23 protein-coding genes and 2 pseudogenes are annotated in these 25,317 nt (G+C 63.8%); 7 read left to right on the top strand and 18 right to left on the bottom strand.

Features of this window, described 5'->3' with window-relative positions; genetic code table 11:
* Nucleotides 1-23: 23 nt before the first annotated feature.
* Genes fliQ through FHY04_RS06520 form a run of 5 tightly spaced genes read left to right on the top strand, consistent with a single transcriptional unit; the run spans nucleotide 24 to nucleotide 4,168 of the window.
* A complete protein-coding gene (fliQ, locus tag FHY04_RS06500) occupies nucleotides 24-293 on the top strand; it encodes a flagellar biosynthesis protein FliQ (protein WP_031395965.1) in 270 nt (89 codons plus the stop codon).
* A gap of 4 nt (nucleotides 294-297) precedes the next feature.
* Nucleotides 298-1,071 carry a flagellar biosynthetic protein FliR gene (gene fliR / locus FHY04_RS06505; protein ID WP_159512196.1) on the top strand — a complete coding sequence of 258 codons (774 nt, stop codon included), beginning with the start codon at nucleotides 298-300 and terminating at the stop codon, nucleotides 1,069-1,071.
* Complete coding sequence (gene flhB, locus FHY04_RS06510) at nucleotides 1,071-2,210, top strand: flagellar type III secretion system protein FlhB (protein ID WP_037528692.1); 1,140 nt, start codon at nucleotides 1,071-1,073, stop codon at nucleotides 2,208-2,210. The genes fliR and flhB overlap by 1 nt, the downstream gene beginning before the upstream one ends.
* A 51-nt stretch (nucleotides 2,211-2,261) precedes the next feature.
* On the top strand, nucleotides 2,262-3,776 hold the full coding sequence (gene fliD / locus FHY04_RS06515; protein WP_183935888.1) for a flagellar filament capping protein FliD: 1,515 nt from the start codon (nucleotides 2,262-2,264) through the stop codon (nucleotides 3,774-3,776).
* On the top strand, nucleotides 3,776-4,168 hold the full coding sequence (locus FHY04_RS06520; RefSeq protein WP_043158241.1) for a flagellar protein FliS: 393 nt from the start codon (nucleotides 3,776-3,778) through the stop codon (nucleotides 4,166-4,168). Before fliD ends, FHY04_RS06520 begins: the two co-directional genes overlap by 1 nt.
* 4 nt (nucleotides 4,169-4,172) lie before the next feature.
* Here FHY04_RS06520 and FHY04_RS06525 read toward each other — a convergent pair whose 3' ends face one another.
* Genes FHY04_RS06525 through argH form a run of 5 tightly spaced genes read right to left on the bottom strand, consistent with a single transcriptional unit; the run spans nucleotide 4,173 to nucleotide 8,780 of the window.
* Nucleotides 4,173-5,126, bottom strand: a complete 954-nt coding sequence (locus FHY04_RS06525) for a zinc transporter ZntB (protein ID WP_107931217.1) — start codon at nucleotides 5,124-5,126, stop codon at nucleotides 4,173-4,175.
* On the bottom strand, nucleotides 5,123-5,893 hold the full coding sequence (locus FHY04_RS06530) for an NAD(P)-dependent oxidoreductase (RefSeq protein ID WP_183935889.1): 771 nt from the start codon (nucleotides 5,891-5,893) through the stop codon (nucleotides 5,123-5,125). Before FHY04_RS06530 ends, FHY04_RS06525 begins: the two co-directional genes overlap by 4 nt.
* Nucleotides 5,890-7,152 (bottom strand): diaminopimelate decarboxylase, encoded by a 1,263-nt coding sequence (gene lysA, locus FHY04_RS06535; RefSeq protein ID WP_183935890.1) that lies wholly within the window; start codon nucleotides 7,150-7,152, stop codon nucleotides 5,890-5,892. Before lysA ends, FHY04_RS06530 begins: the two co-directional genes overlap by 4 nt.
* Nucleotides 7,153-7,164: 12 nt before the next feature.
* Nucleotides 7,165-7,416, bottom strand: a complete 252-nt coding sequence (locus tag FHY04_RS06540; RefSeq protein ID WP_031394336.1) for a hypothetical protein — start codon at nucleotides 7,414-7,416, stop codon at nucleotides 7,165-7,167.
* Nucleotides 7,413-8,780: an argininosuccinate lyase gene (argH, locus tag FHY04_RS06545; RefSeq protein ID WP_183936160.1), complete on the bottom strand. Its 1,368-nt coding sequence runs from the start codon at nucleotides 8,778-8,780 to the stop codon at nucleotides 7,413-7,415. Before argH ends, FHY04_RS06540 begins: the two co-directional genes overlap by 4 nt.
* Before the next feature lie 139 nt (nucleotides 8,781-8,919).
* Here argH and FHY04_RS06550 point away from each other — a divergent pair, with 139 nt between their 5' ends.
* Nucleotides 8,920-9,432: a TlpA disulfide reductase family protein gene (locus FHY04_RS06550; protein ID WP_260171367.1), complete on the top strand. Its 513-nt coding sequence runs from the start codon at nucleotides 8,920-8,922 to the stop codon at nucleotides 9,430-9,432.
* A gap of 192 nt (nucleotides 9,433-9,624) precedes the next feature.
* Here the strand turns inward: FHY04_RS06550 and FHY04_RS06555 are convergent.
* The 6 genes and pseudogenes from FHY04_RS06555 to FHY04_RS06575 all read right to left on the bottom strand — a co-directional run.
* Nucleotides 9,625-9,876: pseudogene (locus FHY04_RS06555) on the bottom strand (transcriptional regulator); the annotation flags it as partial.
* 240 nt (nucleotides 9,877-10,116) lie between these two features.
* Complete coding sequence (hisN, locus tag FHY04_RS06560; RefSeq protein WP_183935893.1) at nucleotides 10,117-10,893, bottom strand: histidinol-phosphatase; 777 nt, start codon at nucleotides 10,891-10,893, stop codon at nucleotides 10,117-10,119.
* Nucleotides 10,890-12,032: an MFS transporter gene (locus tag FHY04_RS06565; RefSeq protein WP_183935894.1), complete on the bottom strand. Its 1,143-nt coding sequence runs from the start codon at nucleotides 12,030-12,032 to the stop codon at nucleotides 10,890-10,892. Before FHY04_RS06565 ends, hisN begins: the two co-directional genes overlap by 4 nt.
* Before the next feature lie 17 nt (nucleotides 12,033-12,049).
* Nucleotides 12,050-12,619, bottom strand: a complete 570-nt coding sequence (locus FHY04_RS06570) for a DeoR/GlpR family DNA-binding transcription regulator (RefSeq protein ID WP_260171368.1) — start codon at nucleotides 12,617-12,619, stop codon at nucleotides 12,050-12,052.
* Between the two features lie 39 nt (nucleotides 12,620-12,658).
* Nucleotides 12,659-12,823 (bottom strand): annotated as a pseudogene (locus FHY04_RS23025) (HTH domain-containing protein); the annotation flags it as partial.
* A gap of 171 nt (nucleotides 12,824-12,994) precedes the next feature.
* Nucleotides 12,995-13,429: a VOC family protein gene (locus FHY04_RS06575; protein ID WP_183935896.1), complete on the bottom strand. Its 435-nt coding sequence runs from the start codon at nucleotides 13,427-13,429 to the stop codon at nucleotides 12,995-12,997.
* A 243-nt stretch (nucleotides 13,430-13,672) separates the two neighbouring features.
* Between FHY04_RS06575 and FHY04_RS06580 the strand changes: the two genes are divergently transcribed.
* Nucleotides 13,673-14,143 carry a GFA family protein gene (locus FHY04_RS06580; protein ID WP_159512185.1) on the top strand — a complete coding sequence of 157 codons (471 nt, stop codon included), beginning with the start codon at nucleotides 13,673-13,675 and terminating at the stop codon, nucleotides 14,141-14,143.
* A 970-nt stretch (nucleotides 14,144-15,113) separates the two neighbouring features.
* On the opposite strand, the gene FHY04_RS06585 is transcribed toward FHY04_RS06580, so the two are convergent.
* The 7 genes from FHY04_RS06585 to FHY04_RS06615 all read right to left on the bottom strand — a co-directional run bounded on the left by FHY04_RS06585 (nucleotide 15,114) and on the right by FHY04_RS06615 (nucleotide 24,871).
* Nucleotides 15,114-16,007: a plasmid partitioning protein RepB C-terminal domain-containing protein gene (locus FHY04_RS06585; protein ID WP_242197624.1), complete on the bottom strand. Its 894-nt coding sequence runs from the start codon at nucleotides 16,005-16,007 to the stop codon at nucleotides 15,114-15,116.
* Nucleotides 16,004-16,903: a plasmid partitioning protein RepB C-terminal domain-containing protein gene (locus FHY04_RS06590; protein WP_056409769.1), complete on the bottom strand. Its 900-nt coding sequence runs from the start codon at nucleotides 16,901-16,903 to the stop codon at nucleotides 16,004-16,006. The genes FHY04_RS06585 and FHY04_RS06590 overlap by 4 nt, the downstream gene beginning before the upstream one ends.
* Nucleotides 16,900-18,471: a recombinase family protein gene (locus FHY04_RS06595; RefSeq protein WP_133029722.1), complete on the bottom strand. Its 1,572-nt coding sequence runs from the start codon at nucleotides 18,469-18,471 to the stop codon at nucleotides 16,900-16,902. The genes FHY04_RS06590 and FHY04_RS06595 overlap by 4 nt, the downstream gene beginning before the upstream one ends.
* Before the next feature lie 576 nt (nucleotides 18,472-19,047).
* Nucleotides 19,048-19,632: a recombinase family protein gene (locus FHY04_RS06600; protein ID WP_056409626.1), complete on the bottom strand. Its 585-nt coding sequence runs from the start codon at nucleotides 19,630-19,632 to the stop codon at nucleotides 19,048-19,050.
* A 280-nt stretch (nucleotides 19,633-19,912) separates the two neighbouring features.
* The gene (locus FHY04_RS06605) at nucleotides 19,913-21,757 is read right to left on the bottom strand and encodes a TniQ family protein (RefSeq protein WP_260171369.1); all 1,845 of its coding nucleotides are present in this window, start codon (nucleotides 21,755-21,757) and stop codon (nucleotides 19,913-19,915) included.
* Nucleotides 21,754-22,701 (bottom strand): TniB family NTP-binding protein, encoded by a 948-nt coding sequence (locus tag FHY04_RS06610; protein ID WP_183935898.1) that lies wholly within the window; start codon nucleotides 22,699-22,701, stop codon nucleotides 21,754-21,756. The genes FHY04_RS06605 and FHY04_RS06610 overlap by 4 nt, the downstream gene beginning before the upstream one ends.
* Nucleotides 22,616-24,871 carry a DDE-type integrase/transposase/recombinase gene (locus tag FHY04_RS06615; protein ID WP_183935899.1) on the bottom strand — a complete coding sequence of 752 codons (2,256 nt, stop codon included), beginning with the start codon at nucleotides 24,869-24,871 and terminating at the stop codon, nucleotides 22,616-22,618. The genes FHY04_RS06610 and FHY04_RS06615 overlap by 86 nt, the downstream gene beginning before the upstream one ends.
* Nucleotides 24,872-25,317 lie beyond the last annotated feature (446 nt).

The raw sequence follows: 25,317 nt of genomic DNA on the forward strand, positions 1-25,317 counted from the left end.
GGCGAACGGAAGCATCATAAGCCATGGACGCGCAATATTTCCTGACCATCGCCAACCAGACGATGTGGGTGCTGGCGCTCGCCAGCGCGCCCATCCTGATCCCGGCGCTGCTGGCAGGGCTGATCCTCGGCATGATCCAGGCGGCGACGTCGATCAACGAACAGACCTTGTCGTTCGTGCCCAAGCTGCTCGTCGTCGCGGTGTCGATCATGATCTTCGGCAGCCTGATCCTCGGGCTGCTGAGCGACTTCACCGTCAGCATCTTCGAACGCATCCCCGATCTGGTGAAATAGGCAGGTGCTCGGCTTCGGCCTCTCGATCGAGCCGCAGCTCTGGGCACTGATCTTCGTCATGGTGCGGATCGGCGCGACGTTCATCGCCGCGCCGGTGTTCGGCAACGTGTCGGTGCCCGTCACGGTCCGCGTCACGCTGTCGGGCGCGATCGGCTTCCTCGTGCTCGCCGCGCACCCGGTCCAGCCGCCACAGCAGATCTTCGCGACGGCGACCGTGCTCGCGGTCGCCGCCGAGGCGCTGGTCGGGCTCGCGCTCGGCTTCGTGCTGCAGATCGCGTTTGCCGCGCCGGTGATCGCCGCGGAGATCATCGGCGGGTCGATGGGCCTCGGTTTTGCATCCTCGGTCGATCCGCAGAACGGCCGGTCGAGCCCCGCGCTCGGCCAGTTCTTCTCGATCATGCTGACCTTGCTGTTCCTGTCGATGGACGGGCACCTGGTGCTCGTCGAGATGCTCGTCAAAAGCTATGACGTGATGCCGCCCGGCGCCGCATGGCTCGGCGTCGACCGGCTGCGGGGGATCGCGTTCTTCGGCGGCTATGCGTTTCTCGCCGGTCTGCTGCTCGCGCTGCCGGTCGGCTTCCTGCTGCTGTGCCTCAACATCGTCGTCGGCATGATCAGCCGCGCAGCACCCGCGCTCAACCTGTTCTCGGTCGGCCTGCCCGCGAGCCTCGCGGTCGGTGTCGTCGCGCTCGCGGTCGGCTTCCCGGCGATGGGCGACTATATGGTCGTGATCATCCGCGAAGGCCTCGAAGCCACGCAGAGCCTGGTGCTCGGCTGATGGCGGACGAATTCGGCGAAAAGACAGAAGCCCCGACCGACAAGCGCAAGAAGGATGCGGTCGAGAAGGGCGACATCCTCCGCTCGCGCGACTTCGCGACCGCGCTCAGCATGCTCGCGGGCGTCGCCTGGCTGATCTATGCCGGCCCCTCGCTGATCGCCGCGTGCAAGGCGGTGATGGCGTCGAGCTTCCAGTTCGGGCGCGCGGACGTCGAGGATTTCTCGCCCTGGCGCCCGCTCCAGGAAGCGGGGTGGAAGCTTGCGCCGTCGCTGGTCACCCTGTTCGTGGTCAGCCTGGTCGCCGCAGTGCTCAGCCAGGCGGGGCTCGGTTCGCTCGGCTTCAACGGCAAGCTGCTCGCGCCCAAGTTCACGCGCATCAACCCCGCCTCGGGGCTCAAGCGGATCTTCGGCCCGACCGGCTGGATCGAGCTCGGCAAGTCGCTGCTGAAGGTCGCGCTGCTCGGCACGATCGGCGGCTGGATGCTGTGGCAGGCCTCGCATACGACGATGGGGCTCGCCTCGTCCGCCGATCTCAACCAGGCGCTGACGACGCTCGGCGGGACCTTCTCGTCGATCCTGATCGCGATGGCATTCGGGCTCGTCGCGATCGCCGGGATCGACGTGCCGATCCAGATCATCCGCCGCCTCGGCAAGATGCGCATGTCGAAGCAGGAGGTGAAGGACGAGCACAAGGACAATGAGGGCAATGCCGAGGCCAAGGGTCAGCAGCGCGCCAAGATGCGCGCAATGGCCAGCGGCAACATGCGGAAGGCGGTCGGCGAGGCGCACGTCATCCTGACCAACCCGACGCATTTCGCGGTCGCGCTCCGCTACGACCGCGGCAAGGACCAGGTTCCCGTCGTCGTCGCCAAGGGCCGCGGCGCGACCGCGCTGGCGATCCGCGAACTCGCCGCGGAGACCCGCGTACCCGTGCTCGAATATCCGCTGCTCGCGCGTGCCGTCTATTATACGAGCAAGGAGAACCAGGAGGTTCGCGACGACCTGTACATGGCGATCGCGACCGTCCTCGCCTTCGTCTTCGGGCTGAATGCAGCCGCAGGCGGCACGCCGATGCCGCAGCCCGCGATCACCGTGCCGGTCGATGCGCGGTTCGACGAAAACGGCGTGAAACTTCCCTAAAGATCCGGCGGCCGCGGTCGTTATTCCATTCGAGCGCGCAAGGATTCCGGCATGGCAATTTCGACGACGAGCAGCACCGCGACGCCGACCCCGGCGGCAACGCCGACGCCGACCGCGGCGAGCGTGACGAAGAACGCGGCGCAGTCGCTGCTGACCTCGCTCAATGCCGGCTCGGGGATCGACACCGCAAGCCTGGTGCCCTCGCTGGTCGAGGCGCAGTTCGCGGCCAAGACCGCGCAGCTGACCGCCAAGTCGAAGACGATCACCACGCAGATCTCGGGGCTCGCAACGCTCAAGAGCGCGATCTCGGGCTTCTCGACCGCCTATGCCGCGCTGGTGAAGGGCGGCACGCTGACCAGCCAGCCGACCAGCTCCAACACCGCTGCGCTCGGCGTCAGCGCGCTGGCGGGCGCGAAGGTCTCGGGGCTGTCGTCGACCATCTCTGTGAACCAGCTCGCCGGCGCGCAGACGATCCGCACCACCGCCGCGGTCGCCGATCGCACCGCGGTGATCGGCTCGGGCAGCTTCACGCTCAACTTCGGCACCGCCACCTATGACGCGGCAGGCACCAAGATGACCGGCTTCACCGCAGGCGGTGGCACCGCGGTGACGATCGACGTTACCGACGCCAGCCTCGACGGCATCGCCGCGGCGATCAACGCGAAGGGCGCAGGCATCACCGCCTCGGTCGTGACCGATTCGAACGGCAGCGCCTATCTGTCGATGAAGGGCGCGACCGGCGCATCGCAGGCGTTCACGATGACGGCGACGACCGATACGAGCGGCAAGCTGGCCGCCTATAATGTCGGTCCCGGCGCGACCAACACCAGCGTCACGGCGGCTGCACAGAATGCCAAGCTGACCGTCGACGGGATCGCGGTCGAGCGCGCGAGCAACACGATCAACAACCTGGTGACAGGCGTCAAACTGCAGCTCAACGCCGTGTCGACCGGCCCGGTCACGCTGGGCAGCACGACGCCGACCAGCGCGCTGTCGCAGGCGGTATCCGACGTCGTCGAGACCTATAACCAGGTCATGGCGACGCTCACCGAGCAGACCGACCCGGTGACCGGCGTGCTGCGCGCGGACCCGGCGGCAAAGACACTGTTGTCGTCGCTCAAGGCGCTGACGCTGGCGCCGCTGTCGGGCGACACCGGTGCCGGCAGCCCAACGACGCTCGCGCAGATCGGCGTCGCGACCAATCGTGACGGCACGTTGCGCGTCGATGCCGCCGCACTGTCGAACGCGATGTTGACCAATTCGACCGCGATCGAGACGATGCTGAACGGCTCGGCGGACGGCAAGGCCGGGCTTGGCGCGGTGCTGAACGCGATCACGACCAGCGCGACCAATACGACGATCGGGCTCGGCGCCTCGCAGACGCGCTACACCGCGGCACAGTCCGCGATCGCCGATGCCGAGGCCAAGATCGCGGATCAGTCCGCGGCGATGACCACCCGCCTGACCCAGCAATTCTCAAGCATGAATTCGCGCGTGTCGTCGTACAAGTCGATCCAGAGCTTCCTCACCAACCAGATCGCCGCCTGGAACAAGAGCGACTCGTGATGTACGCAACCACCCTCACGCGCGACCCGTTCGCCACCTATCGCCAGATCGACGCGGTCGGCCGCACCACGACCGATGGCCCGGGCCTCGTCCAGCTGCTTTACAAGGAATTGGTCGCGGCGCTGCGTGCCGCCGCCTGGGCCTCCGACAACCGCCAATATGCGACCAAGAGCGACCGCGTGACACGCGCGACCGCGATCCTGTTCGCGCTTGAGGCGGGGCTCGACTTCGACCGCGGCGGCGCGGTGTCGGAAACGCTCGCGCGGCTCTATGCAGGCGCGCGCCGGACGATCGTCGACGCCTCGGTCGGCCAGGACGGCTCGATCTTCCGCACCACCGCGGACACGCTCGACGAGATCGCGCAGGCCTGGCGCACCGCCAGCGCGGCCTGAGCCGCTACCGTTCGAACCAGTGCCGCTGGACGAAGTAGATCACGATACCCAGCGCGATCACCAGGCAGCCGCCCGCGATCGCATCGAACGCCCAGGGCTCCTCGGCAAAGGGCAGCCCCTTCACGTTCATCCCGTACAGCCCGGTCAGGAACGTCAGCGGCAGGAACACCATCGCCGCGACCGAGATGATCAGCGAGCGATTGTCGATCTGCTCTGCGCGCAGGTCGGTCAGCGCCTCGTGCGTCAGCGCGGATCGCTCGCGGATTGATTCGAGCTCTTCGGCCATCCGCGCCGCGCGGTCCGCCGCCGCCGCCAGATGCAGCCGGTCGTCGTCGCGCAGCCAGTCGCCCGGCAGCGCGGCCAGTTTCTCGAGCGCGGCACGCTGCGGATTGAGAAACCGGCGATAGCTGATCGCCGCCACGCGGACCTCACTGACGGTGCGGCGCAGGGCGAAGACATGCTTGGCGTCGAGCCGTTCCTCGCAATCGTCGAGCTCGTCGCCCAGCGCCGCCACCTCGGGGTCGAGATCGGTGGTGATGGCGGTCGCGAACGCGGTGATCAGGTCGCCGGGATCGCGCACCCGCCCCGCCTCGACCTCTTTTTCAACCAGCGGGATCGCGACCAGCGGCTTGCGCGTCAGCGAATAGACGCGTCCCTTGACCACCCAGATGCGCAGCGACGCGAGCAGGTCGGACGAATCCATCTCCTCGTTCGTCCGCCCGCGCAAGTTGAGGAACGCCCCCTCGCCGACCGCCTCGCAGCGCGGCCGCGTCTCGGTCGCGGTCAGCGCGTCGATCACATAGGATTCGAGCCCGGCCTCGTTGCGAAGCCAAGCCTGCGCCTCGTCCTCGGTGGTCGACAAATGCACCCAGACCAGATCGCCGCTCGCGGCCGGCGCCGCCTCGACCGCGAGCCGCGACGCGACTCCGTCAGCGACCTTGAACCCGAACCCGCTCACGTGCGCATCGCCACATCGACGACCAGCCCCGAACCCTGCGCATCGGGCGGCGCATCGCACGGGATCCGAGCGGCATCCGCGCGCGCGCGATCGAGGATCGCCGGCGGCACGTCGCTGCGGTGATAGACGCGGTCCGCGCTGGCGAGCGCCCGCGCGTGTCGCAATGTCAGATCATCGGGATCACGCGATGCGAGTGTCATCCGGACGATCGTCCCGTCCTGTACCGATCCCCCTGCCAGCCAGCCGGCCACGTCGCGCGACGATCCGAGCGGATCGAGCACGCCCCCCGGCGCGAGCGCATCGGCCAGCGCACGCCGTCTGGCGCCGCTATTGGGGAAGCGCGTGCGCATCGCCCCGCGTGCGCGCTGCAGTGCGCTTGCCAGCCCGCCCAGATCCGCCGGCACCAGCGCCTCGAGCCGCTGCCGCAGTGCCGCCGCCAGCCCGGCCGACGCGCCGCCGGTCCCGATCGCGATCAGCACCGGCTCGCGGTCGACGATCGCGGGCAGCGTGAAGTCGCAATGCTCGGACCGGTCGACCGCGTTGACGAGCACACCGCGCGCCTTCAGCCGCGCGACCGCCGCGAGCGCCTCCGCCTCGTCGTCGATCGCGACGATCGCCAGCGCGGCCATGGCGGCCTCATCGGTGACGACATGCGCGCCGGCCCGGTCGAGCAGCCGACGTTTCGCATCCGCCGCCTCGCCCTCGCCCAGCAGGATGACCGGGCGACCCGCCAGCCGCACGAACAGCGGCAGGCTGTGCAGGCTCACCGCTTGAGCCATTCGGGGACGCGCTCGGCGGCCAGGATCGTCTCGGGCTCGATCCGGTCAGCGACCACCGCGAACCGGTCGCCATCGACCAGCACCTCGGGCACCAGCGCGCGGCTGTTATAGGTCGACGCCATCGTCGCGCCGTACGCGCCTGCGGTGCGGAACACGCCCAGATCGCCCGACTTCACGACGTCGATGTCGCGCCCCATCGCGAAGGTGTCGCCGGTCTCGCACACCGGCCCGGCGATGTTCGCGGTCATCCGCTCGCCGCCCGGCTCGACCGCGACGAAATCATGATAGGCATCGTACATCGCGACGCGCGCGAGGTCGTTCATCGCCGCATCGACGATCACATAGGGGTTGGTGACCCCCGGCTTTACCCAGATGACCTCGGTCAGCAGAACGCCGGCATTCCCTGCGATCACGCGCCCCGGCTCGAACATCAGCTCGACGTCCCAGCCCGCAGTCGCGCGCACGACCATCGCACCGTACTCGGCCGGGCTCGGCAGCACGTCGTCGGGCTTGTAGGGCACGCCGAGACCACCGCCCAGATCGACCCGGCTGATGACGTGCCCCGCCGCGCGCAGTTCTGCGACGAGTTCGCCGATCCGCGCATAGGCCGCCTCGAGCGGGGCGAGATCGGCGAGCTGGCTGCCGATATGGATCGCCACCCCGCGCAGGTCGAGCCCCTCATGCTTCGACAACCGGTCGAACATCGCCGGCGCCTGGTCGATCGGCACGCCGAACTTGTTCTCCTTGCGCCCGGTCGAGATCTTGGCGTGCGTGCCCGCATCGACATCGGGGTTCACGCGCAGCACCGCCGGTGCACGAATGCCGCGATCGCGGGCGAGTGCGGCGAGCACCTCGCCCTCTTCCTCGAGCTCGAGGTTGAACTGGCCGATCCCGGCATCAAGCGCGCGGGCGAGCTCGTCGCGGGTCTTGCCGACGCCCGAAAACACGATGTCCGACGCGGGGATGCCCGCCGCCAGCGCGCGCGCCATCTCGCCCGCCGACACCACGTCCGCACCGTAGCCCTCATCGGCCAGGACGCGCAGCACCGCGACGTTCGGATTGGCCTTGATCGCATAGGCCAGATGCACGCGCCCCGCGCCTTTCAGCGCGTCGCGGAACACCTGCGCGTGACGGCGGAACGTCGCGGTCGAATAGACATAGACGGGCGTCCCGACCGCCTCGGCGATCGCGGGAAGCGCGACGTCCTCGACATGGAGGACGCCGTCGCGATAGTGGAAATGGTCCATGCTGGCCTGTGATCAGTTGGAAGGCGGCAGGTTGAATTCGTCGCTCCGCCGCTCGCGCGAGCTGGTGAGCAATTCATCACTGCGTTCGGGTCGCTGCTGCGGCGTCGGCGTCAGCAGCGCGGTCGGCGTCGGTGTCGTCTTCGCCCCGTAAGGCGCGACCGGCAGCGATTTGCCAGGCGCGGGCTCGAGCCCGTCGGCCGCCCCGCAGGCGGTCAACGACAGACCCGACAGGGTCAGTCCGGCGAGAAGGATCAGGCGTGTCATTCGCTCGTCTCCCGTGCGGCGCGGATCGCGGCGCGTACATTGTCGGGTGCGGTGCCACCGAAGCTGGTCCGGCTGGCGACCGACGCATCAACCGACAATACGCCGTACACCCGGTCATCAATCCGCGCATCGATCGCCTGCAGATCCTCGATCGACAAAGCGTCGAGCGCGATGCCCAGATCCTCCGCGCGTTTCACCGCACGCCCGGTCACGTGATGCGCCTCGCGGAACGGCAGCCCCGCCTCGCGCACCAGCCAGTCGGCAAGGTCCGTCGCGGTCGCAAAGCCCGCCTCGGCCACCGCGCGCATCCGCTCGGTCCGGAACGTCGCGCTCTCGACCATCCCGGTCATCGCCGCGATCGACAGCGCGAGCAGGTCGTGCGCCTCGAACACCGGCGGCTTGTCGTCCTGCATGTCCTTCGAATAGGCGAGCGGCAGCCCCTTCATCGTCACCATCAGCGCGGTCATGCACCCCATGATCCGCCCCGAATGCCCGCGCACGAGCTCGGCGGCATCGGGATTGCGCTTCTGCGGCATGATCGAGCTGCCCGTCGACCATTGGTCGCTGAGCGCGACGAAGCCGAAGGGCTGCGACGCCCAGAGCACGAATTCCTCCGCCAGCCGCGACAGATGCAGCGCGCACTGCGTGGCTGCTACGAGGTAATCGAGCGCGAAATCGCGGTCGCTGACCCCGTCGAGCGAGTTGGTCATCGGACCGTCGAAGCCGAGCGCATGCGCGGTCATCTCGCGGTCGATCGGGAACCCCGTCCCCGCCAGCGCCGCCGAGCCGAGTGGCGAGCGGTTCATCCGCACGCGCGCATCGGCGAACCGGCTGACGTCGCGCGCGATCATCGCGTGATACGCCATCAGGTGATGGCCGAGCGTCACCGGCTGCGCGGATTGCAGATGCGTGAACCCCGGCATCACGCTCGCGGCATGCTCCTCGGCACGCGTCAGCAACGCCGCCTGGAACCCGCCGAGTGCCGCGAGCACCTGGTCGATCGCATCGCGAACCCAAAGCCGGAAATCGGTCGCGACCTGGTCGTTGCGCGAGCGCGCGGTGTGCAGACGCCCCGCGACCGGACCGATCGCCTCGGCCAGCCGCGCCTCGGTCTGCATATGGATATCCTCGAGGACGAGGTCCTCGGCGACGCCATTGGCGGCATAACGCGCCGCGACCTGGTCGAGTCCCGCGGCGATCGTCGCGGCGTCGTCGGGCGAGACGATACCCTGCGCGCCGAGCATCGCGACATGCGCCTTGGAGCCGGCGATGTCCTGCTTCCACAGTCGCTTGTCGAAGGGGATCGAGGCGTTTATCTCCCGCATGACCGCGGCCGGACCCTCGGCGAAGCGTCCACCCCACATCGCATTGGAGCCGTCCATGTCCTCCCCTTCTCTGCTCTCAAGGGCGTCGATCGTCTGTCTCCTGGGTAGCGCAATGCTGATTGCGGGCTGCGATAGGAAATCGCCGGCTCCGGAGCAAGCAAACGCGGCAGGCGCCGCAATGGGCAATGGCGCCGCATCGGACGAAGTCGCGGCCTCGCCCGACGAAGCGACCGGCACCCCCGCCGCCCCGGTCGACAAGATCGACCGCAGCCACAAGGGGGAAACGGGGCCGACGTCCAGCTTCACCGCCCCCGATGGAAAGTCCGTCACGCTCGCCAGCTTCAAGGGCAAGCCGCTGCTGCTCAACCTGTGGGCGACCTGGTGCGCGCCCTGCGTCGCCGAGATGCCAACGCTCGATGCGGTCGCGGGCAGCCTGAAGGACAAGGTCCAGGTCATCGCGGTCAGCCAGGACCTTCAGGGTGCCGAGAAGGTCACGCCGTTCTTCGCGCAAAAGGCGTTCACGACGCTGAAACCCTATCTCGACTCCAAGGCCTCGCTCAGCATCGCCTATCAGGCGAACCTGCCGACCACGATCCTCTACGATTCGGACGGGCGTGAAGTCTGGCGCATGCTGGGTGGCTATGAATGGAACACCCCCGCCGCCGCAAAGCTGATCGCCGAAGCCCGCTGAACGCCCCGCACGACGACGCGCCGCTCCGCCGCGAAAGCCGGAACGGCGCGTCGGCGGCATTCAGGCTAAGCGTACCCTTCTGTATCACGCGTGTCGCTTGTTCTGCATCTCGTCCGTGCGCCTCATCTCCCCATCGGGATCCTAAGGAACATCCGACGCCAGACACGAAAACGTCTGCTGCCTGCTTGATGACTAGCCTGCGAGTATCGCGCGGATGCGATCGGCCATATCGGGATCGACCGGGTTGTAGACGATCATGCCCAGGTCCGGACGACCATCGACCGCAAAGCCCGAATATCCCAGCTCCATCGCGCCCAGAACGGGGTGGTGCAGCCGCTTGGTGCCCTCGCCGTGGAAGCGCACGTCATTGTCCGCCCATAACGCCGCGAATTCGGGACTGGTCGCGCACAGCTCGGTGACGAGCTGGCCAACCTCGGACAGCGATTCCCTACCGCGCGATTGCCGAGAAGATCGGCAAAACCTTCGGCCTGCCGTGACGTCGGTAAGCGCAGACGAAGCCGGCGCGCATTTCGGCTGGCTCGCTGCCTTCGTGTCGAAGGACATGGCGGCGTCGAGCGCGCTGACCCGCGAGCGGCCGGGCTAGAACCCCGACGGGCCGACGCTGCACGCCGACATCCGCGCGATGACGGGCAGGACGTGACACCACGGGCGGCGAGGAAGCGGTCATCCCAGGATCCGCAACGCTTCGGCATGGAGTGCCGGAGTCGCGGCGACCAGCACCGCGCCGCCTTCCTCGGCCCTGCCGCCGTCCAGGCGCGTGACGACACCGCCCGCGCGCTCGATGATCGGGATCAGCGCGACGATGTCATAGGGCTGGAGCGAGGGCTCGATCGCGAGGTCGATCCGGCCTGCCGCGATCATCGCCATCGCAGAGCATTCGCCGCCATAGCGGATCATCCGAACAGCCGCCTTCAACCGTGCGAAACCGGGCGCGAGGTCGTCGCCGAAATGCTCGGGCGAGGTGGTGTGCAGGATCGCGCGATCAAGGCTGCCGACGTCGCGCGTCGCCAGCGGGCGGCGCACACCGTCCCGCTCGGTCCAAGCGCCGTCGCGATCCGCCCAGAAGCGTTCGCGCGTGAAGGGCTGGCTCATCATCCCCAGCTCGGCCCGGCCGTCGACCGTCAGCCCGATCAACGTCCCCCAGACGGGCAGGCCACAGATGAACGGGCGAGTCCCATCGACCGGATCGAGCACCCATCGAACACGCCCGCTGCCCGTCAGCCCGAATTCCTCGCCGAGGATGGCATGGCCGGGGAAATGCGCACCGATCTCGGCGCGGATCGCGACTTCCGCCTCCCGGTCCGCCTCGGTCACGGGGTCGAAGCTGTACCCCTCCTTCACCTTGGTATCGACCGCGATGTCGATGCGGTAGCGGGGCATCGTCTCGGCATCGGCAAGGTCGGCAAGGCGATGCAGGAACGCGGTGTCGGGAAGGATCATGATCTACGTCCATTGGCGGTGGCGGCCTTCGCGCACAGCGGCACGAAACACAGAAGGGCCGTGAGCAGCCAGAAGGCGGCGGGCAGGCCGATGCCCTGCGCGACAAAGCCGATCACGGCGGGACCGGCGAGAATCCCGGCATAACCGATCGTCGTGACCGCGGCGATCGCGAGGCCCGCCGGCATGACGGTCTGCGTGCCGGCCTGGCGGAACAGGATCGGCACGACGTTCGACGCACCAAGACCGATCAGCAGGAACCCGAGGAGCGCGACCGATGCGACCGGCGCGAGCAGCATGACGCCATAGCCAAGCAGCGAGAGCAGCCCGCCCCACAGCATCGTCCGCCGATCCCCGAGTCTCGCGACGATCGCATCCCCGGTCAGCCGCCCGGCGGTCATCGCCACCGCAAAGACGCTGTAGCCGAGTCCCGCCTGCGTGACCGGCAACAGGCCCTTGCCGCTCAGCAGCAACGCCCCCCAGTCGAGCATCGCGCCTTCGGTCAGGAAGGTGATCGCCGCGAGCGCCGCGAGCAGGATCACGATCCCGCGCGGGATCACGACCAGCGGGGCCTCCTCGGTCCTGGGGGTCGGGATCAGCCGGGGCGCGGCCAATGCGAGCGTCGCGATCATCAGGACCGATGCTGCGACGGCCCCGGCGACCGGACTGATCCTTAACGACAGGACGGCGGTCAGCAGCGCCGATCCGACGAAGCCGCCGACGCTGAACAACCCGTGAAACCCGGACATCAGCGGCGTGCCGACCTGCTTCTCCACTTCGACAGCATGCACGTTCATGCCGACTTCGATCACGCCGAGGAACGCGCCGAACAGCAGCAGCGCGACCGCCATGGTCGGCACCGTGGGCGCAAAGGCGAGGAAGGGCAGCAGGATCGCCTGCCCGATGCCGCCGACGAGGATCGCCGGTCGTGCGCCGAGCTTCGAGGTCAGCGGCCCCGCAAGCTGCATCGCGCCCACCGAGCCGAGGCCGAGACACAACAGCAGCAGCCCGAGCGATCCGTCCCCGACCGCCAGCCTCTGCTTGGCAAGTGGAACGAGCGGCGCCCAGCAGGCGAGCCCGAAGCCGGACACGAGGAAGGCCAGGCGCGTCGCAAGGCGCGCGCCGGAATTTTGAATCGTCACTGGCGGATATCCTTGGATCAGCGCGGGTCGGCACGCGCGATGGTGGCGCCGGCCTTCGTCAGATCGCGCACAAGGTCGGCATCGGCGTCGTGCTCGACGACGATCTGCGTAAGGGCATCGACGCCGAGGACCCGGTGCGGGGCGTGCTGGCCGAGCTTGTCGTTCGTCGCGAGGACGATCGTGCTGCGACTGCGCGCGGTCAGCGCACGTTTGAAATTGGCGTCGGCCGGGTCATAAGCACTGACGCCCCCCTCGGCGGAAACCGCGCACGCGCCGAGGACACACAGGTCGATATTGAGCCGCGCGATCGCCTCGAGCGCCGTACCATCGACGGCGCCGCCGACCATCCGGTCGATCATGCCCCCCACCACCAGCAGATCGATGTCGTCGCGATGCTGGAGTGCCGCGGCGATCGTCACCGAACTCGTCGCGATGGTCAGATTGAGATAGGACGGCAGCGTCTCGACAAGGGCGAGATTGGAACTGCCGTTGTCGATGAAAACAAGGCTGCTCGGTTCGATGTGTCTAACGGCGGCGTCAGCCAGCGTCCGCTTCCTGTGCACATCTTCGCCGACGCGCTCGGCCATCGGCCTCGCCCCTTCGACGACGGGCAAGGCGCCGCCATAGACGCGGCGACACAGGCCCTCCGCGGCAAGACCCCGCAGATCCCGCCGGATCGCATCCTCGGAAACGCCGAACTCCTTGGCAAGCGCACCAGCATGAACCGGTTCGCCCAGGGATAGACGGGCAAGGATCGTATCGCGACGGCTGGACGGGATGTCATTTGGCATCCGCTGTTCCTAACCCTCACACCGTGCATAAACAAGATGGTTATCGATCAATCATGCATGATCGGGCATCGTGTCCACATCGGTGAGACTGATTACTCCCGATGTCCCATCTCGCGGATGGGAGATCGGGAAGCCCTGTCAGGGGCTTCCGATCGGGACCGGGTAAGCGCCTCAGGTCACCCCCCTCGACTCACGGTACACAGCCTCAATATTGTTTCCGTCGGGATCATACATGAAGGCCGCATAATAGCCCTCGGGATAGCCATCCGAACGCAGACCGGGTGCGCCGTTATCCACCCCTCCCGCAGCCAGCCCGTGGCGGTAAAAGTCTTCGACAGCTTCGCGCGATGTAGCGCGGAACGCCGTGTGTTGCCTCGCGCCGGTTGGATGGAAAACGTCGAGCCAGAACGCGGGATATTCGGTACCGAAAGCGACGCCTGCCAAGTCGGCGTCGCCCTCGTCCGCCGGCCCCATAGTCGCGTTGATCCGCATGACGACTTTAGCCCCGAGGGGGCGAAGTGCTGCTTCGTAGAACCGCGCCGATCGAACGATGTCAGTGACACCGATGCCGGTATGATCAAGGAGCCAATTGGAAGCGTCTGCCACCGGATCTCTCCACCAGATTGCTGCTCGTTATCTTATCAGATCATGCCCGGCAAAATCGTCGCTTCGCAAGCTCAACTGGGTTCGTCGCGCCTCCCAAAGTGCCTTAACCTTCGGCAAAGACGCCGCGTTCGGTGTGGCTAGCTACGCCCCCCCTCAGATGCTGCCGTTCCGCTTGCCGCTCCGCCCCGAATATTCCGCGTCGTCCCCATTGCGAATGGTCGACCGATATGGAATTCTACAGCGATGATGACCAGCACTGGAGGATGTCAGTGTGGCGCGGTGCGGTTCCGGATTGACGCCGATCTGGAAGACGCCTCCATCTGCCATTGTCGAATGTGTCAGAAGGCAACGGGCGGACTGTTCGGGCCTTATGTCGGAGCGCCCTTGTCTGCCGTGACCTGGACCCGTGGTCAGCCCGGTCACTTTCAGAGTTCGAACAAGGCTCGTCGCGGGTTTTGCCGGGATTGTGGCACGCCGCTCACCTTCGAATATGGTGAGGGAAGCATCTGTTTCACGCTCGGTGCCATGGACGAACCACGCCTGGTTCATCTGACCGAACAGCTCGCGTCGTCCGAGCGCATCGCCGACGTTCAGGCATTGGCGAATCTCCCCGAACACCCGCTAGATGAGCCACGAGCGGCGGAGCATCTGGCAGGAATTAGATCCCTTCAGCATCCTGACCATGATACCGTTGCGTGGCCACCGAAGACATAGACCGCAGTCCGCTTTCTTGCGGCTCCGATCCGTCGCTTGACGCAGCAGAGCATGCGCCTGCAATCTGCTGACACTTCCCGCGATGTAAGGACAAGATGATGGTTCTCATGTTCGCGCTCCTGCTCGCAGCACCGCAAGGATGCATCGATACACGCCGCGAATGCCGCGCCTGCACGACGACCGATGGCAAGCAGCGTTGCTCGAGCCTGGGCATAGCGTGCCAGCCTCTGACCCGCCTGTGTCGCCCGAACACCGACAGAGCCGCTACGGAACGCCCAAAGACTGCAAAGCCAGACCACCGCTGAGTCCGCAGCGATGGTCCAAACCGACAATGGGGCATCAGCAAATATGCGGCAGAACTGCACCCGGCCGATCCCACAGGACGGCACGCCGTCGCATACCTCTGTCATGGAGGTTCGGTCTAGGCGTCGAGAAGGTGAAGCGTGTCCTTTGACACATAAACCTGACCGCTCACGTCAGAACAGAACATGATCTGTCAAAACCAGCTGACAGAATTGTTGACCGATCACGCAATTTTTTGACAAGATTTTGTCCTAGACGATCACCCAAGCCCCTGCCCTCCGGCATCTCGCGTGGCGGATTGGCGAATTATGGGGTCGAAGCAGTAGCAAGCAGCGCCTGGTACGAGCGGCATGGTGGCAATTGACTACCCGGCGGCTTCGCGCCCCGATGTACTCTCGCTCACCAACAAATAACATGGCCGCGATTTATCACTGACCGAGGTTGAAGCCCGTAGCTAACGCACCGCACCTGATCGCGCTTGCCATTCCGATCTTCCGCCAGAGCATGTTGAGACATGACACGGCCCCGTATCATCCTGATGATCGTGCGATGGCCAAGTCGGGTGCCGCCCTTACCATTTTTGGCAAGACGCTCACCTAGGCACGCCCGATGCGGGCCAAAGCTGTCGCCGCCTCTCTTAACTCCGCTATGAAGGGCGAGGCTTCGGCTACGCTGCCTTCTGCAGATCGCTCAATTTTTGAAACTCTGTGAGAATGTCGGCGTGATGCTGCGCCAAGTAGCGGACTATGCGGACGTTACCAAGCAATCGGTTCACGTAGCCGGCTGCAAGCATCAGGTCGAACTGATCAGAACTGTAGGTCTGCTCAACCGCGCGCAGCTGCCGGTCGACGTTCTCGCTTTCGCGCTGCATTGTCGCCACCTGATCCTCGGTTAGGCCGGCCATGCGCCGCGGCTTGCCGGCGACGAGTTGATCATCGGGTGTGGAGGCGACTAGCGAACGGGCATAGCTTACCGAGAACCGGTTCATAGTGACCATAGCCATGGCGGCTTCGACTTGGCGGACGGGCTTCATAAAACGAAGCTCGGTGAACACGTGGATGGGCACGTGCCGGTCTTTAAGTAGCTCAGCCGCCTCAGGGCAAATCCCAACCAACAGGTTCCGCTTCTTTCGAATGCTGGCAATGTCGACGTTCAGCGCCCGCGCGAGCCTTTCCTCAGATACCCCCTTCTTGACCGCGTTCAGGATCATCCGATGCTCTTGAATGGTCGCGATCCGGCTGACTCGCTTGTTATAGGTGAAGGCTTCGTCGTCGGTCGCAACTAGGCATACGAGCTCAGTGTCGCCGCGCTCCCGCACGATCTCAACACGCAGATGTCCATCAAGCAGATGGTAGCGTTCGGGATCGGTTGCATCTCGAGCGACCACGGGCGGCTCGATGATACCGACCTCGGCGATGGAAGCGGCGATCTGCCCGTACTTTACCGACTTCTTCACCGACGCGGAGATCGTGCGAAGCGGCATGATGCAGTCAATAGGAATGCGAAGGCTCGCCTCCTCAAAAGCCAGCTTGACTGGGATGGCCGTGTGCCGACTGCTCACGACGAGGCTTCCATGCGATCAAGGTGCAATGCGAGATTCTCGGGCATGGTCCCGAGCCCCTCATCCTCGATTAGGGCCGTAAACTGCTCGCTGAGACTAAGCCGGCGCAGCGCCTCGGTAACAAGAAGAAGTCGGTCACGTGCAACGTTAGCCCTTCGGATCAGGCCGCGCTTCCGATCGACGTCTTCCTGGTATGCACGGATCAGCGCTGCCGGCGACAGTTTCTGGTTAACTGGCGGCTTACCGGTCTGCTGTCTTAGGTGCTTACCACGCCGGCGCCGCTCTTCGACGATGCGTTTTGCCGCCATCAGCTTACGTCCGCGCAGCGTTCCCTTTTCATAAGCCAGTTGAAGAGCACGCTGTACGTCGTGATCTTCCGCCTCAGCGATATCAACGGCAACGCTTAATGGAATAGTCCGCGCTTCGACCGAACGTAGCAAGCGCTGTTCGCCTTTTTCGAGGAGGCGACCGACGCCACTTACATATTCGAGCGTGAGGCCGGTCTTGCGAGCAATCTGGGGCAAGCTGTGCCCGCGCTTGCGCATGCCGCCGATGTCCTGGAGCAAGTCAATCGCACTGTGCTGGCGCCGGGCACAATTCTCGACCAGGCTGGCGATCAGACAATCCTCGGGATCGGCTAACACGACGAGGGCAGGCACCTCGATCTGTCCGAGTTCCTGATACGCTTCAAGGCGTCCTTGACCACAAACGAGATCGTAGAAGGGCCCGTCTGCCTCCACTCGACGCGTGACAGTAATCGGTCGTTTGAGCCCGACTTGAGCGATATTGTCGACGATTTCCGTAAACGAACGCTTGTTGCGGACTCGCGGATTAACAACGGTAATCCGCTCGAGCGGAATCCATTCCACCCGCTGAGCGGGGCGGGCGGTGCTCATGCGGCAGCCCTCCACAAACGTCGCGCCGCCATGCGGTGAAAGGCGGACAGATCGTCAAACCGATATGCGTCGAGCGACAGGCCGTTATGCTCACATAGGCGCAGCACGGCGTCACCGATGTCGAGCCGGGGCAGGAGATAGTAGTCGCGGGGAAGCTCGTTACCCGGTGCCATACGTACCGCAACCGTCAAGTCGGGTTTGAGTGGAGTATCAAGCCTGACCTTCCAGCGGAGTGTACCTGCCGCGGTCTGGGCACAGCGCACCACTACTAGCGACGCAGTGAACTCGCCGTTGATGGTGAGTAGGTCGGTGTCAGCGTCGCGAACAACGGTGCCGCCGGCCTGCTCCAGCGCGGCCATTGTATCGTAGACAATCGCGGGATGGAGCTGCCGCAGCTTCCGATTGATTTCTAAATAGCGATAGTCACGATCGGGGGCGAAGCCGACCAGCTCGTAGGCGCGCAGCAGGCTGCCGAAGCGGCTACGATAGGCGCTACTTGACGGTGCCTCCTCGGCTTCGTCGATGATAAGACCGGTCAGCATACCCTTGGTGCTGAAGATAGATGCCAGCAGCGCAAGCATCATCTCGTCGCTCAACCTTGCAGAGCGCGCGTCGATGATGGCGCGTGTTCGCGCGAAAACGACCCGGTCGACGACGGGCGTGAACGCGCCCTCGGCCCTGATCCACTCATCTTCAGTGTTCAAGACGTGCTTCCGTTTGAGCTTAAATGATGTGCGCGCCCAGACGTTGTCGCCGACATATTTTTCGTTGATGAGTAGCTGGTGGACGGTGCCCCTGGTCCAGGCGCGTCCAAGATCGGTGACGAGCCCGCGCTTGTTGAGCAGGTTAGCGATGTCACGCTCCGACTTCTCCGCATCGGTGAACAGTCGATAGACTTCTCGGACTAGGGCCACCTCATCAGGCGGCCCTGGCACGAGGATGACGCGATCGGTCGCAATGCTCTTGTGTTCACCGCGGCCGAGCTCGCCCTTAGGTTCGCCATTCACGTCGACGAGGAGCCGGCGCAGCCCGAAGCCGGCGGCACCGCCTTGGCGGTAACCGCGCCGTATAAGGTTGGCCTGTCCCGCGAACACCTTAACCGAAAGCTCGCGGCTGTATTCGGCTGCCATGGTGCGTTTGACGGTCTTGATTATCGATGAGCTGATGCTGCCGTCATTGCGAAACTGCTCAGCGCAATATTCGACCTGAATGCCGGCAGCGCGAATACGCAGTTCATGCGTAGCGGCCTCGTCCGGATCCTGGAAGCGGCCGAGCCTGCTTACGTCGTAAACGAGCAACGCCTGAAAGTCGGTACGCCCTGCCTCGATGTCAGCGAGCAGCAGCTTCAGACCTGTGCGGCCAGAGAGATTGAGGCCACTCTTCCCATCGTCCTTGTAGGTGTGGACGATCTCATAGCCATGCGTGTCAGCGAAGCGCCGGATCGCAACCCCCTGGTTGTCGGTCGAGTATTGCTGATGCTCGGTCGACATGCGGACGTATTCAGCCGCTCGTATGCGTGGTGGCACCGGTGACTCGTCATTGTCGGGTGTGTTCCAGTTGATAACCATTAGCGGCCTCTCACCAAAGGCGCGCGCGCCCGCCGCCGCCACTATCCTGAAAGGGACGGCAACATGTTTCCGAAAACCGGCAAGGGATTTCAAAATGAGGGAGGGAGGCTGACCGAAGCCGCTTATATTGCTGCGATCAGCGAAGCCCTGCGGACCGAGATTGGAACAGGCGCCGGAGCCTCTAAGCAGATTCAGCGATGGACAGAAGCGTCCGACCGTACGGCGCGGAACTGGCTGAGCGGGAATGTCGGACCCAGCGGCCATCATCTGGTGAGGCTAGCGCGCGAGTCCGATGCTGTGCTCTCTGCCGTGCTCACCATGGCTGCGCGACCTGAGTTGGGACTTGCAAGTGATCTGCACGCGGTGGAGGTTGCGCTCGCTAAAGCAAGCGGAGCATTCGAGGTACTACGCCGACGGCGAGCTCTCGGAACGCGGTAGCCCGTTTCATCGCGTCCCGGCTTCTGCATCCGAATCGTTACGACCGTCCATCTCGAACCGCCTGATCAGAGCATCGGCCTTTTGAAGTATACTTATGAGAGACGCCCGTGCGAGAAGAACCCAAAGCCGACCAGGGACTTAAGTTTTCGTCTGCGCGGTCCAGCCGATCCGTGCAAGCGTCCCAAGTAGGGTGGAGCGCGGCACTTTAAAGGTTCGGCAGACAGACGCCTTACTGGCCCCGCCATCTAACGCGGCCGTAATTCGTTCGAGTGTTTCAACGTCAATCATCGGCGGGCGGCCGCCCTGGCGGCCCCGGCGTTTGGCCGCGGATAGTCCCGCCATCACCCGTTCGCGCGTCAGCGCACGCTCATATTGTGCCAATGCGCCGAACATAGAGAACAGTAACTCGCCGTGGGGAGTGGTTGTATCCATCTGCTCAGTTAGGGACCGGAACGCGATGCCTCGCCCCTTCAGGTCTGTAACGATCGCCAAAAGGTGGGGTAGCGAGCGTCCGAGCCGGTCGAGCTTCCAAACGACCAACGTGTCGCCTGCGTTCAGATAGTCGAGACAGGCTTTAAGCCCCGGTCGATCGTCACGCGCGCCTGATGCTTTGTCGGTATGAAGATGACGATGATCGACGCCAGCTGCAACCAGCGCATCGCGCTGAAGATCGACCGTCTGGCGATCGTCGGCCGACGATACCCGCATGTATCCGACCAGCATGTACGACAAACCCTCAAAAGCATGTTTCCACACAAACTATCAAAGCGACAGGGTTTGTCGATTGTTAAAGCCTACGGGGCGTTTGGTTTGGCAAAAGCTTACGCCCGGGTGTCGCCTATCATGTGTTTCCCGTCATCACCTTGGATAGCATCTAGTGCCTGCAATATACGCCAGTCGCCATCGACGTTTCACAGCGCGGTTCTTCTCACAGATGTCGCGAAAATCGGGTTAAGCGACGAAGGGCTGCAACGATCATACCGCTGTGGTTCCTACCACGGTGTCAGCTAACGAGCAGACCCGGTAAGAGCTGTTCGGCCTCAGTACGGCTGAACAAGCCCGAAGCCTGAGGTTTAACTCCATGAGTTCTAGCGAAATTGCCAACTGCGCGCCGGTACAAACCTAATTTTCGGCTCATCTCACTCGTGCTGATATACCTTCGGGCTAATTCATGGGCCGTATCCATAGTTATCTCCCGAAAAGCGGGGCCGGGTCCAAGCAGGAACTCCGAATGGCGACTAAAATGCGGGGGGCTGATGTTCATCATTTCAGCAAGGTCGGATTTTGTTACCATGCAGCCGCTCCAATCCATGCCTTCGGTCTGCTGAAAACATTCGAGTGAAAGAATGCTCTCAGATCTAACCGTTATACGTTGCGCCAATGGCTCGTCCCCATCAACCGAGCTTGCCGCCAAGTCGCCCTCCGCAATCGCTTCAAGCACTCTCGCCCAAGGCTTTGAATACCCGCCAATCCCCCGCAATGCCTCTGTAAGCCTAATTGGATACCCCCCTTTTGACGGGCTTAAACGGCGAGACAACTTGCCGTGGAAGGCCTCCAAACTGTCTCGGCACACTGCGAGCTGCTGAGAGTCTCCACGGCCCGGCGGTACGGATGCAACTGCTACCAAGCCGAGATGAGCCAATTCGCGGATAGCGTACGTCGGCGTACCGAGCATCTCGGCGGCATGAACTAAACGCAGGCGAGTCTTTTTGCGGGTGAGCATTGGCGCCACCGCTTCTCGATCGACGAGAACCTGCAACCTGATCCCGTCGAGCGCCAGGAACGAAGGCAACTTGCCCGCTTTGCGCATTTCGAAAAGGGTTGGCCGGTCCGCACCGGTCAATTTCGTCATTTCCGCGATGGTAACGCCACTTGAGCGTGCGGCCCGGCATCGCTCAACGAGTTGGGAAAGAACCTTCTGGACGACAGGCGACAGTCGCGGATCGTCGCGATCGCACAGCACCTGATAAAATGCTTTGCGGGTACTCCCACCTTTCTCGCGACCACCGACGTTGAGCTTTTCGGCGACATGCTGCTCGATCGCGCCAGGCCAGCCAGCTAGAAAGGGCCATGTCGCTGCAAGGGCCGGAACGACATGGTTCCGAGCGCTGTCGAGACAAAGCGATCTGTCGCCGAACAAGGAAGTCACCCGCCGGTCGACGACTGGAGCGAGCGTGCAAGCGAGTTGGAGATGTCCACCGTTCAACTCGGCCAAATCAGGTGGCAGATGACACCGGGCGATTCGTCGCCTGTCCGGGTCATGGTGTATCAAGCCGACGAGCATCCCGAGGCATTCACGCAGGTTTTCGGGCACTGGTATTGCCTGGGCACGCGTAAGTGGTTCTGCGCAATAATCACATAGGTCGATGCCTGCCGTGCGTCGCCAGATCTGACGGCGACGGCAGGACGGGTTCGGACAGTGCTCTTCAAGATACTCCCATGTTTCAGTGCATATCGGGAGTTGGCGGACCTGCCATAGGCCACGATGATGCGCGGACATCGACAATGCCTTGGGTGAAAAGCGCCTGTAGGAAAATTGTAGAAATTCCCGAGGTACGACCGTCCCGAAGAGATTGAGCATTCTTGCATCGGGTGACCATAGCGGGGAATGCAACCGGGTGATTTCAGGACTGACCCCCAGACAGTCGGCAAGGATTTCCAGACCCGTATCGTCGCAGAAGGAGGCATGAGGGCGGTCCGATTGAATGTCACCCGTGACCTCGGTGATCTTCGCCATTCGCGGCATGTGATGAGCCGCCGCAACGCGCGCGACATAGCCATCCAACGATTCCCCCGGGATTATCGGAAGAACGCGCGTTACGCGCCAAGGCGAAAGAGCGGTGCTCATTGCCCAGACTGCCTGAGAAACGGGTTGCTCAGGCAGAAATCACGGGGGATGCAGTAGCTATCGACTGCCTCTGCCAAATCGTTCCGATCGATGGAGCCCCGGCCATCGTGCAGGGCAACCGCCATGGCGGCACGCACGATCTTGCAGATGCGCCGCACCCTGCCCGCCGATGCTTCCCAAAGCGGTCGCGCAATACCCTCGTGCGTAAGACCCGACAGGCAAGCCAGAATGCCTGCATCCACCATCGCATCGTCCAGATCGGCCAGGAAGCTAACGAAGAGGGCGCGGTCCCCTTTCGTGTCCCAGCGTAGCGGCGACAGATCGATGTCATCGTCAAGCCGCTCCATTAATTCAGGTACTTGGGCCAGGACCGAACCGGCATCTTCCGAGCCGACAAAGGCTACCGGCGCGATACCAGCGTCCATGATCTTTTCGCGGATCGCCGTGGCGATCGAACGGCTCATTCGAGGTCTACGTGCGGCGCGGTTGAACTCATCGAAGACGACGATCTGCACACCGCAGCGCCGCATCTCAGCGATCGCTCTTGGCCAGCGCGCCTTTTCGGTGCCAACATCCGGCCTAGCTGCTCCGAGAGCCTGCAGGATTGAGGTTGGCAGGGAGTCGGTCGTCCCTGCCCCAGCTGTCTCGACATGGAGCAACGGTTTGCAGCCCTCGTCGGCCGATATTTCCAGGAGACGGCGAAGTGCAACGATGGACTCGGTTTTGCCGCAACCATGGGGCGCGACAAGCATGGCTCCCCCGCAAGAAGCGTGTGCCGGACGGCCTATCGCTGCAATGCGCATCTCATCAAGCGCTGCAACAACCGCCGTCTGAGGTGGGTAATCTACGCGAATGGCATCAAACCGCGCCTTGGCCTTGCCGACGCGGGTGGCTGCGTTGGCGGTCGTCTCCTGCTCGGGGGCAGAGCTGAACCGTTCGGTCATTGGTACCCCCCTTGGTCATAGGCAGCCGGCGCTTGCGAGCCGGGGCGTCGAGTTCGATTTGCCCCGTCGCAGCATGCTCACGGCGACGTTCGAGCGCCGATTTGGCCGGTTTGGTACGCGGATCAGGTCGTGATGAGAGGATGTCCTGGTCGAGCGAGGTCAACCGTGCGCGGTCATTGGCGATGAAATCACCAAGCGTTACCGAAGAGGGCGTCGCGTGAGCCAGATCAACGATGTTTCCTGTAGTTTGCCTTATGCGTGGCACTTCGATGAGGGTGGCCAGGCGCTTTCGTGAAGCTGCAAGGTCGCCAGGGCTGATGTTACGGATAGCGTCAATGAGATGCCCGCGGGCGTTCATCCGCTCCTCTTGCGTGTTGAACGCCAACCCCTGCTTTTGCGCCTCGCGTTCGATCTGCTCGTGCAGCCACAAGGGCATGCCGCTGCTGTACTTCTCGTCGGCACACATCAGTTCGACATATTTCCGGGTCTTGCGGTTCCAGACATGGATGCGACTGATATCCATACTGTCGTAGCGGAACTCGACGGTCGCGGTGGCATCGCTGCGCCGCTGGCGGCGCGGCTCGATGGGCACAAGGTCGCGCAATAGTTCCGGCACCCCCTGAATCTCATGATAGCGCAGGTTGAAGGCACGAATGCCGGAGGGGGAAAGCTGCGCGCCGGAGCGCACCTCCATCACGTCGCGTGCAAACGAAGCAAAGTCCGCGAAGTCATTGATGCCGAAGCGATTGATATCACGTTCGAATACAAGCGCAGGCTGCTGGCTACCCAGGCCGTCATGCGGCTCGACATTGTAGGATGCTATGATCTGGTTCGCGATCGCCTCCAGCTCATCGAGCATGACGATGGCTTGAGCCTCGGCGTCGTAACCCCAACGTCTGGCATCGTTCAGCGTTAATGCTCGCCCTGGCAGCAGACGGGTTGTCTGATCATTCAGGGTTTTGATCGCACGCTCGCCGATCGCTCGGTAGGTTGGCTGCTTGATCGGACAGAACCGAACGGAAAATCCCGCATCCCGCGCTGCCGCTTCGAGCGTGTGGCTACGAAATTCGACGGCGTTATCGAGGATCAGGCAGCCCGGCTTGCCGCAAAGCATCGCAAGAACCGGATATCGGCTTGTCATGGCCGGCGGGGGACGTTTGGGCAGCACGATGCGCCGCAATATCTCGCTGACCGACCATCGGCACGGATCTTGGAAGGTTATCAGATGGCCGACGATGGCGCGACTTTTGACGTCGATAGCGAGTGTCAGCCACGGTCGTCCAAGAACCATCTGAAGGGCCGGACATACGACATGTACGTCGAGCCAAGTGTGATCCACTATCACATACTGCATGACGAAATCAGCCGCGAGCGGCTTGCCCGCTCCTGACCAATCCTGCTTGACGGCCTCTACCTCTATGGAGGTAGCCAAGGTCTTGTCCGACTCTAGTTCGTTGAAACGGCGTCGCACGGTGCGCTCTGAGCAGACCTCAAAAGGCTCGTGCGGCTTGTCGATGGACGGGTGACGCCCGTCATTCACCAGATTGAGCCGATAGGCATAATCGGCATGAATGTCCGCGACGTGGCGCCCCGCCTTCCTGCCCTCGAGCACGCATGTCCAGAGGAGCTGCTGATCGATGCTGCCGTTCGGCGAACGCACGATGCGCCTGCCGGACAGCGGGACCATGTGACGAGGATGGCGATTTCCGATGCTGCCGCGGTTCTTTCGCCAATTCTTCACCGACGATGCGGAAGGTTTTTGTCCGAATCGATGGGCCAACTCGGGCGTCCAGCAGTCGTCGAGGGCGGCTTTGATCGCACCAGTGCCTTGCGGAACGCCCCGTTCGTCCAGCATTTGGCAAGCGGTCGCCATACGCAAAGCGCGGGAAGAGATCGCGCCCGCCTGATCGCGGGTCCATTCTGCGCTATCGTTGTAATTGCGGATTGTGTCGGATGAACGCGGCGTTCGAGTCACAGCATCTCCACCGTGCTGCATAAGCTGGAATTGCTCGACGGTCGGCAATTCGAGCGATCCGTCCTTCTGCTCGTACTTGAGGATCTCGCCCGTGATCAGGTGGGTAAGCTGGACGCGGCCGTGAGCATAGGCAGGATGATATTCGGCTCCGCGAACGTCGACGATTGCGCCGGGAAAAAAGCGGATGTGCGCCATGGAATTCTAACCTTTCGGAACGCGCCGGTAGGTGGCCGGCAGCGAGATGATGCCGGCGACAGGCGCTTCGGATATAGATTGGATAGTGGCCCAGACCATTGAGGTGACCGGATCCTGGGCAAATACCGGCGCCTCAGTGGATGGTCACCGGCGTCGTATCCAACAGCGAACGGGTAAGGTCGATTTCAATGCGCCGAGCAACCGTTAGCGCCTGAAGCACGGCTTCGCCGGTGCGTGGGCAGTTAGGCGCGATCGCTTTGACGGCGCTTCCGAAGGTAGCATCCGTCCCTACCTGCCTTTCGTGAGCTCTTAGACGCTCCAGATGCTCCGGTAGGATCGTCACGAACCTGCGTGAACCAAACAGCATCACATTGCGCCGATGAACGAGACTGTCCCATATCTGGTGACGAAGGATGACCTTGAACCGGATGCCGTGCTCATCACAA

The sequence above is a fragment of the Sphingomonas sp. BK481 genome (genome assembly GCF_014194875.1).
GTDB classification, from domain to species: domain Bacteria; phylum Pseudomonadota; class Alphaproteobacteria; order Sphingomonadales; family Sphingomonadaceae; genus Sphingomonas; species Sphingomonas aerolata.

Bases quoted from the DNA above. Each gene is read 5' to 3' on its own strand.
- FHY04_RS06600 (WP_056409626.1), bottom strand. From the start codon at position 19,632: ATGCTGGTCGGATACATGCGGGTATCGTCGGCCGACGATCGCCAGACG.
- FHY04_RS06570 (WP_260171368.1), bottom strand. From the start codon at position 12,619: ATGGCCGAGCGCGTCGGCGAAGATGTGCACAGGAAGCGGACGCTGGCT.
- fliQ (WP_031395965.1), top strand. From the start codon at position 24: ATGGACGCGCAATATTTCCTGACCATCGCCAACCAGACGATGTGGGTG.
- FHY04_RS06605 (WP_260171369.1), bottom strand. From the start codon at position 21,757: ATGAGCACCGCTCTTTCGCCTTGGCGCGTAACGCGCGTTCTTCCGATA.
- FHY04_RS06595 (WP_133029722.1), bottom strand. From the start codon at position 18,471: ATGGTTATCAACTGGAACACACCCGACAATGACGAGTCACCGGTGCCA.
- flhB (WP_037528692.1), top strand. From the start codon at position 1,071: ATGGCGGACGAATTCGGCGAAAAGACAGAAGCCCCGACCGACAAGCGC.
- lysA (WP_183935890.1), bottom strand. From the start codon at position 7,152: ATGGACCATTTCCACTATCGCGACGGCGTCCTCCATGTCGAGGACGTC.
- FHY04_RS06590 (WP_056409769.1), bottom strand. From the start codon at position 16,903: ATGAGCACCGCCCGCCCCGCTCAGCGGGTGGAATGGATTCCGCTCGAG.
- hisN (WP_183935893.1), bottom strand. From the start codon at position 10,893: ATGATCCTTCCCGACACCGCGTTCCTGCATCGCCTTGCCGACCTTGCC.
- FHY04_RS06610 (WP_183935898.1), bottom strand. From the start codon at position 22,701: ATGACCGAACGGTTCAGCTCTGCCCCCGAGCAGGAGACGACCGCCAAC.
- FHY04_RS06580 (WP_159512185.1), top strand. From the start codon at position 13,673: ATGATGACCAGCACTGGAGGATGTCAGTGTGGCGCGGTGCGGTTCCGG.
- fliD (WP_183935888.1), top strand. From the start codon at position 2,262: ATGGCAATTTCGACGACGAGCAGCACCGCGACGCCGACCCCGGCGGCA.
- argH (WP_183936160.1), bottom strand. From the start codon at position 8,780: ATGTGGGGTGGACGCTTCGCCGAGGGTCCGGCCGCGGTCATGCGGGAG.
- FHY04_RS06550 (WP_260171367.1), top strand. From the start codon at position 8,920: ATGGGCAATGGCGCCGCATCGGACGAAGTCGCGGCCTCGCCCGACGAA.
- FHY04_RS06540 (WP_031394336.1), bottom strand. From the start codon at position 7,416: ATGACACGCCTGATCCTTCTCGCCGGACTGACCCTGTCGGGTCTGTCG.
- FHY04_RS06520 (WP_043158241.1), top strand. From the start codon at position 3,776: ATGTACGCAACCACCCTCACGCGCGACCCGTTCGCCACCTATCGCCAG.
- FHY04_RS06615 (WP_183935899.1), bottom strand. From the start codon at position 24,871: ATGGCGCACATCCGCTTTTTTCCCGGCGCAATCGTCGACGTTCGCGGA.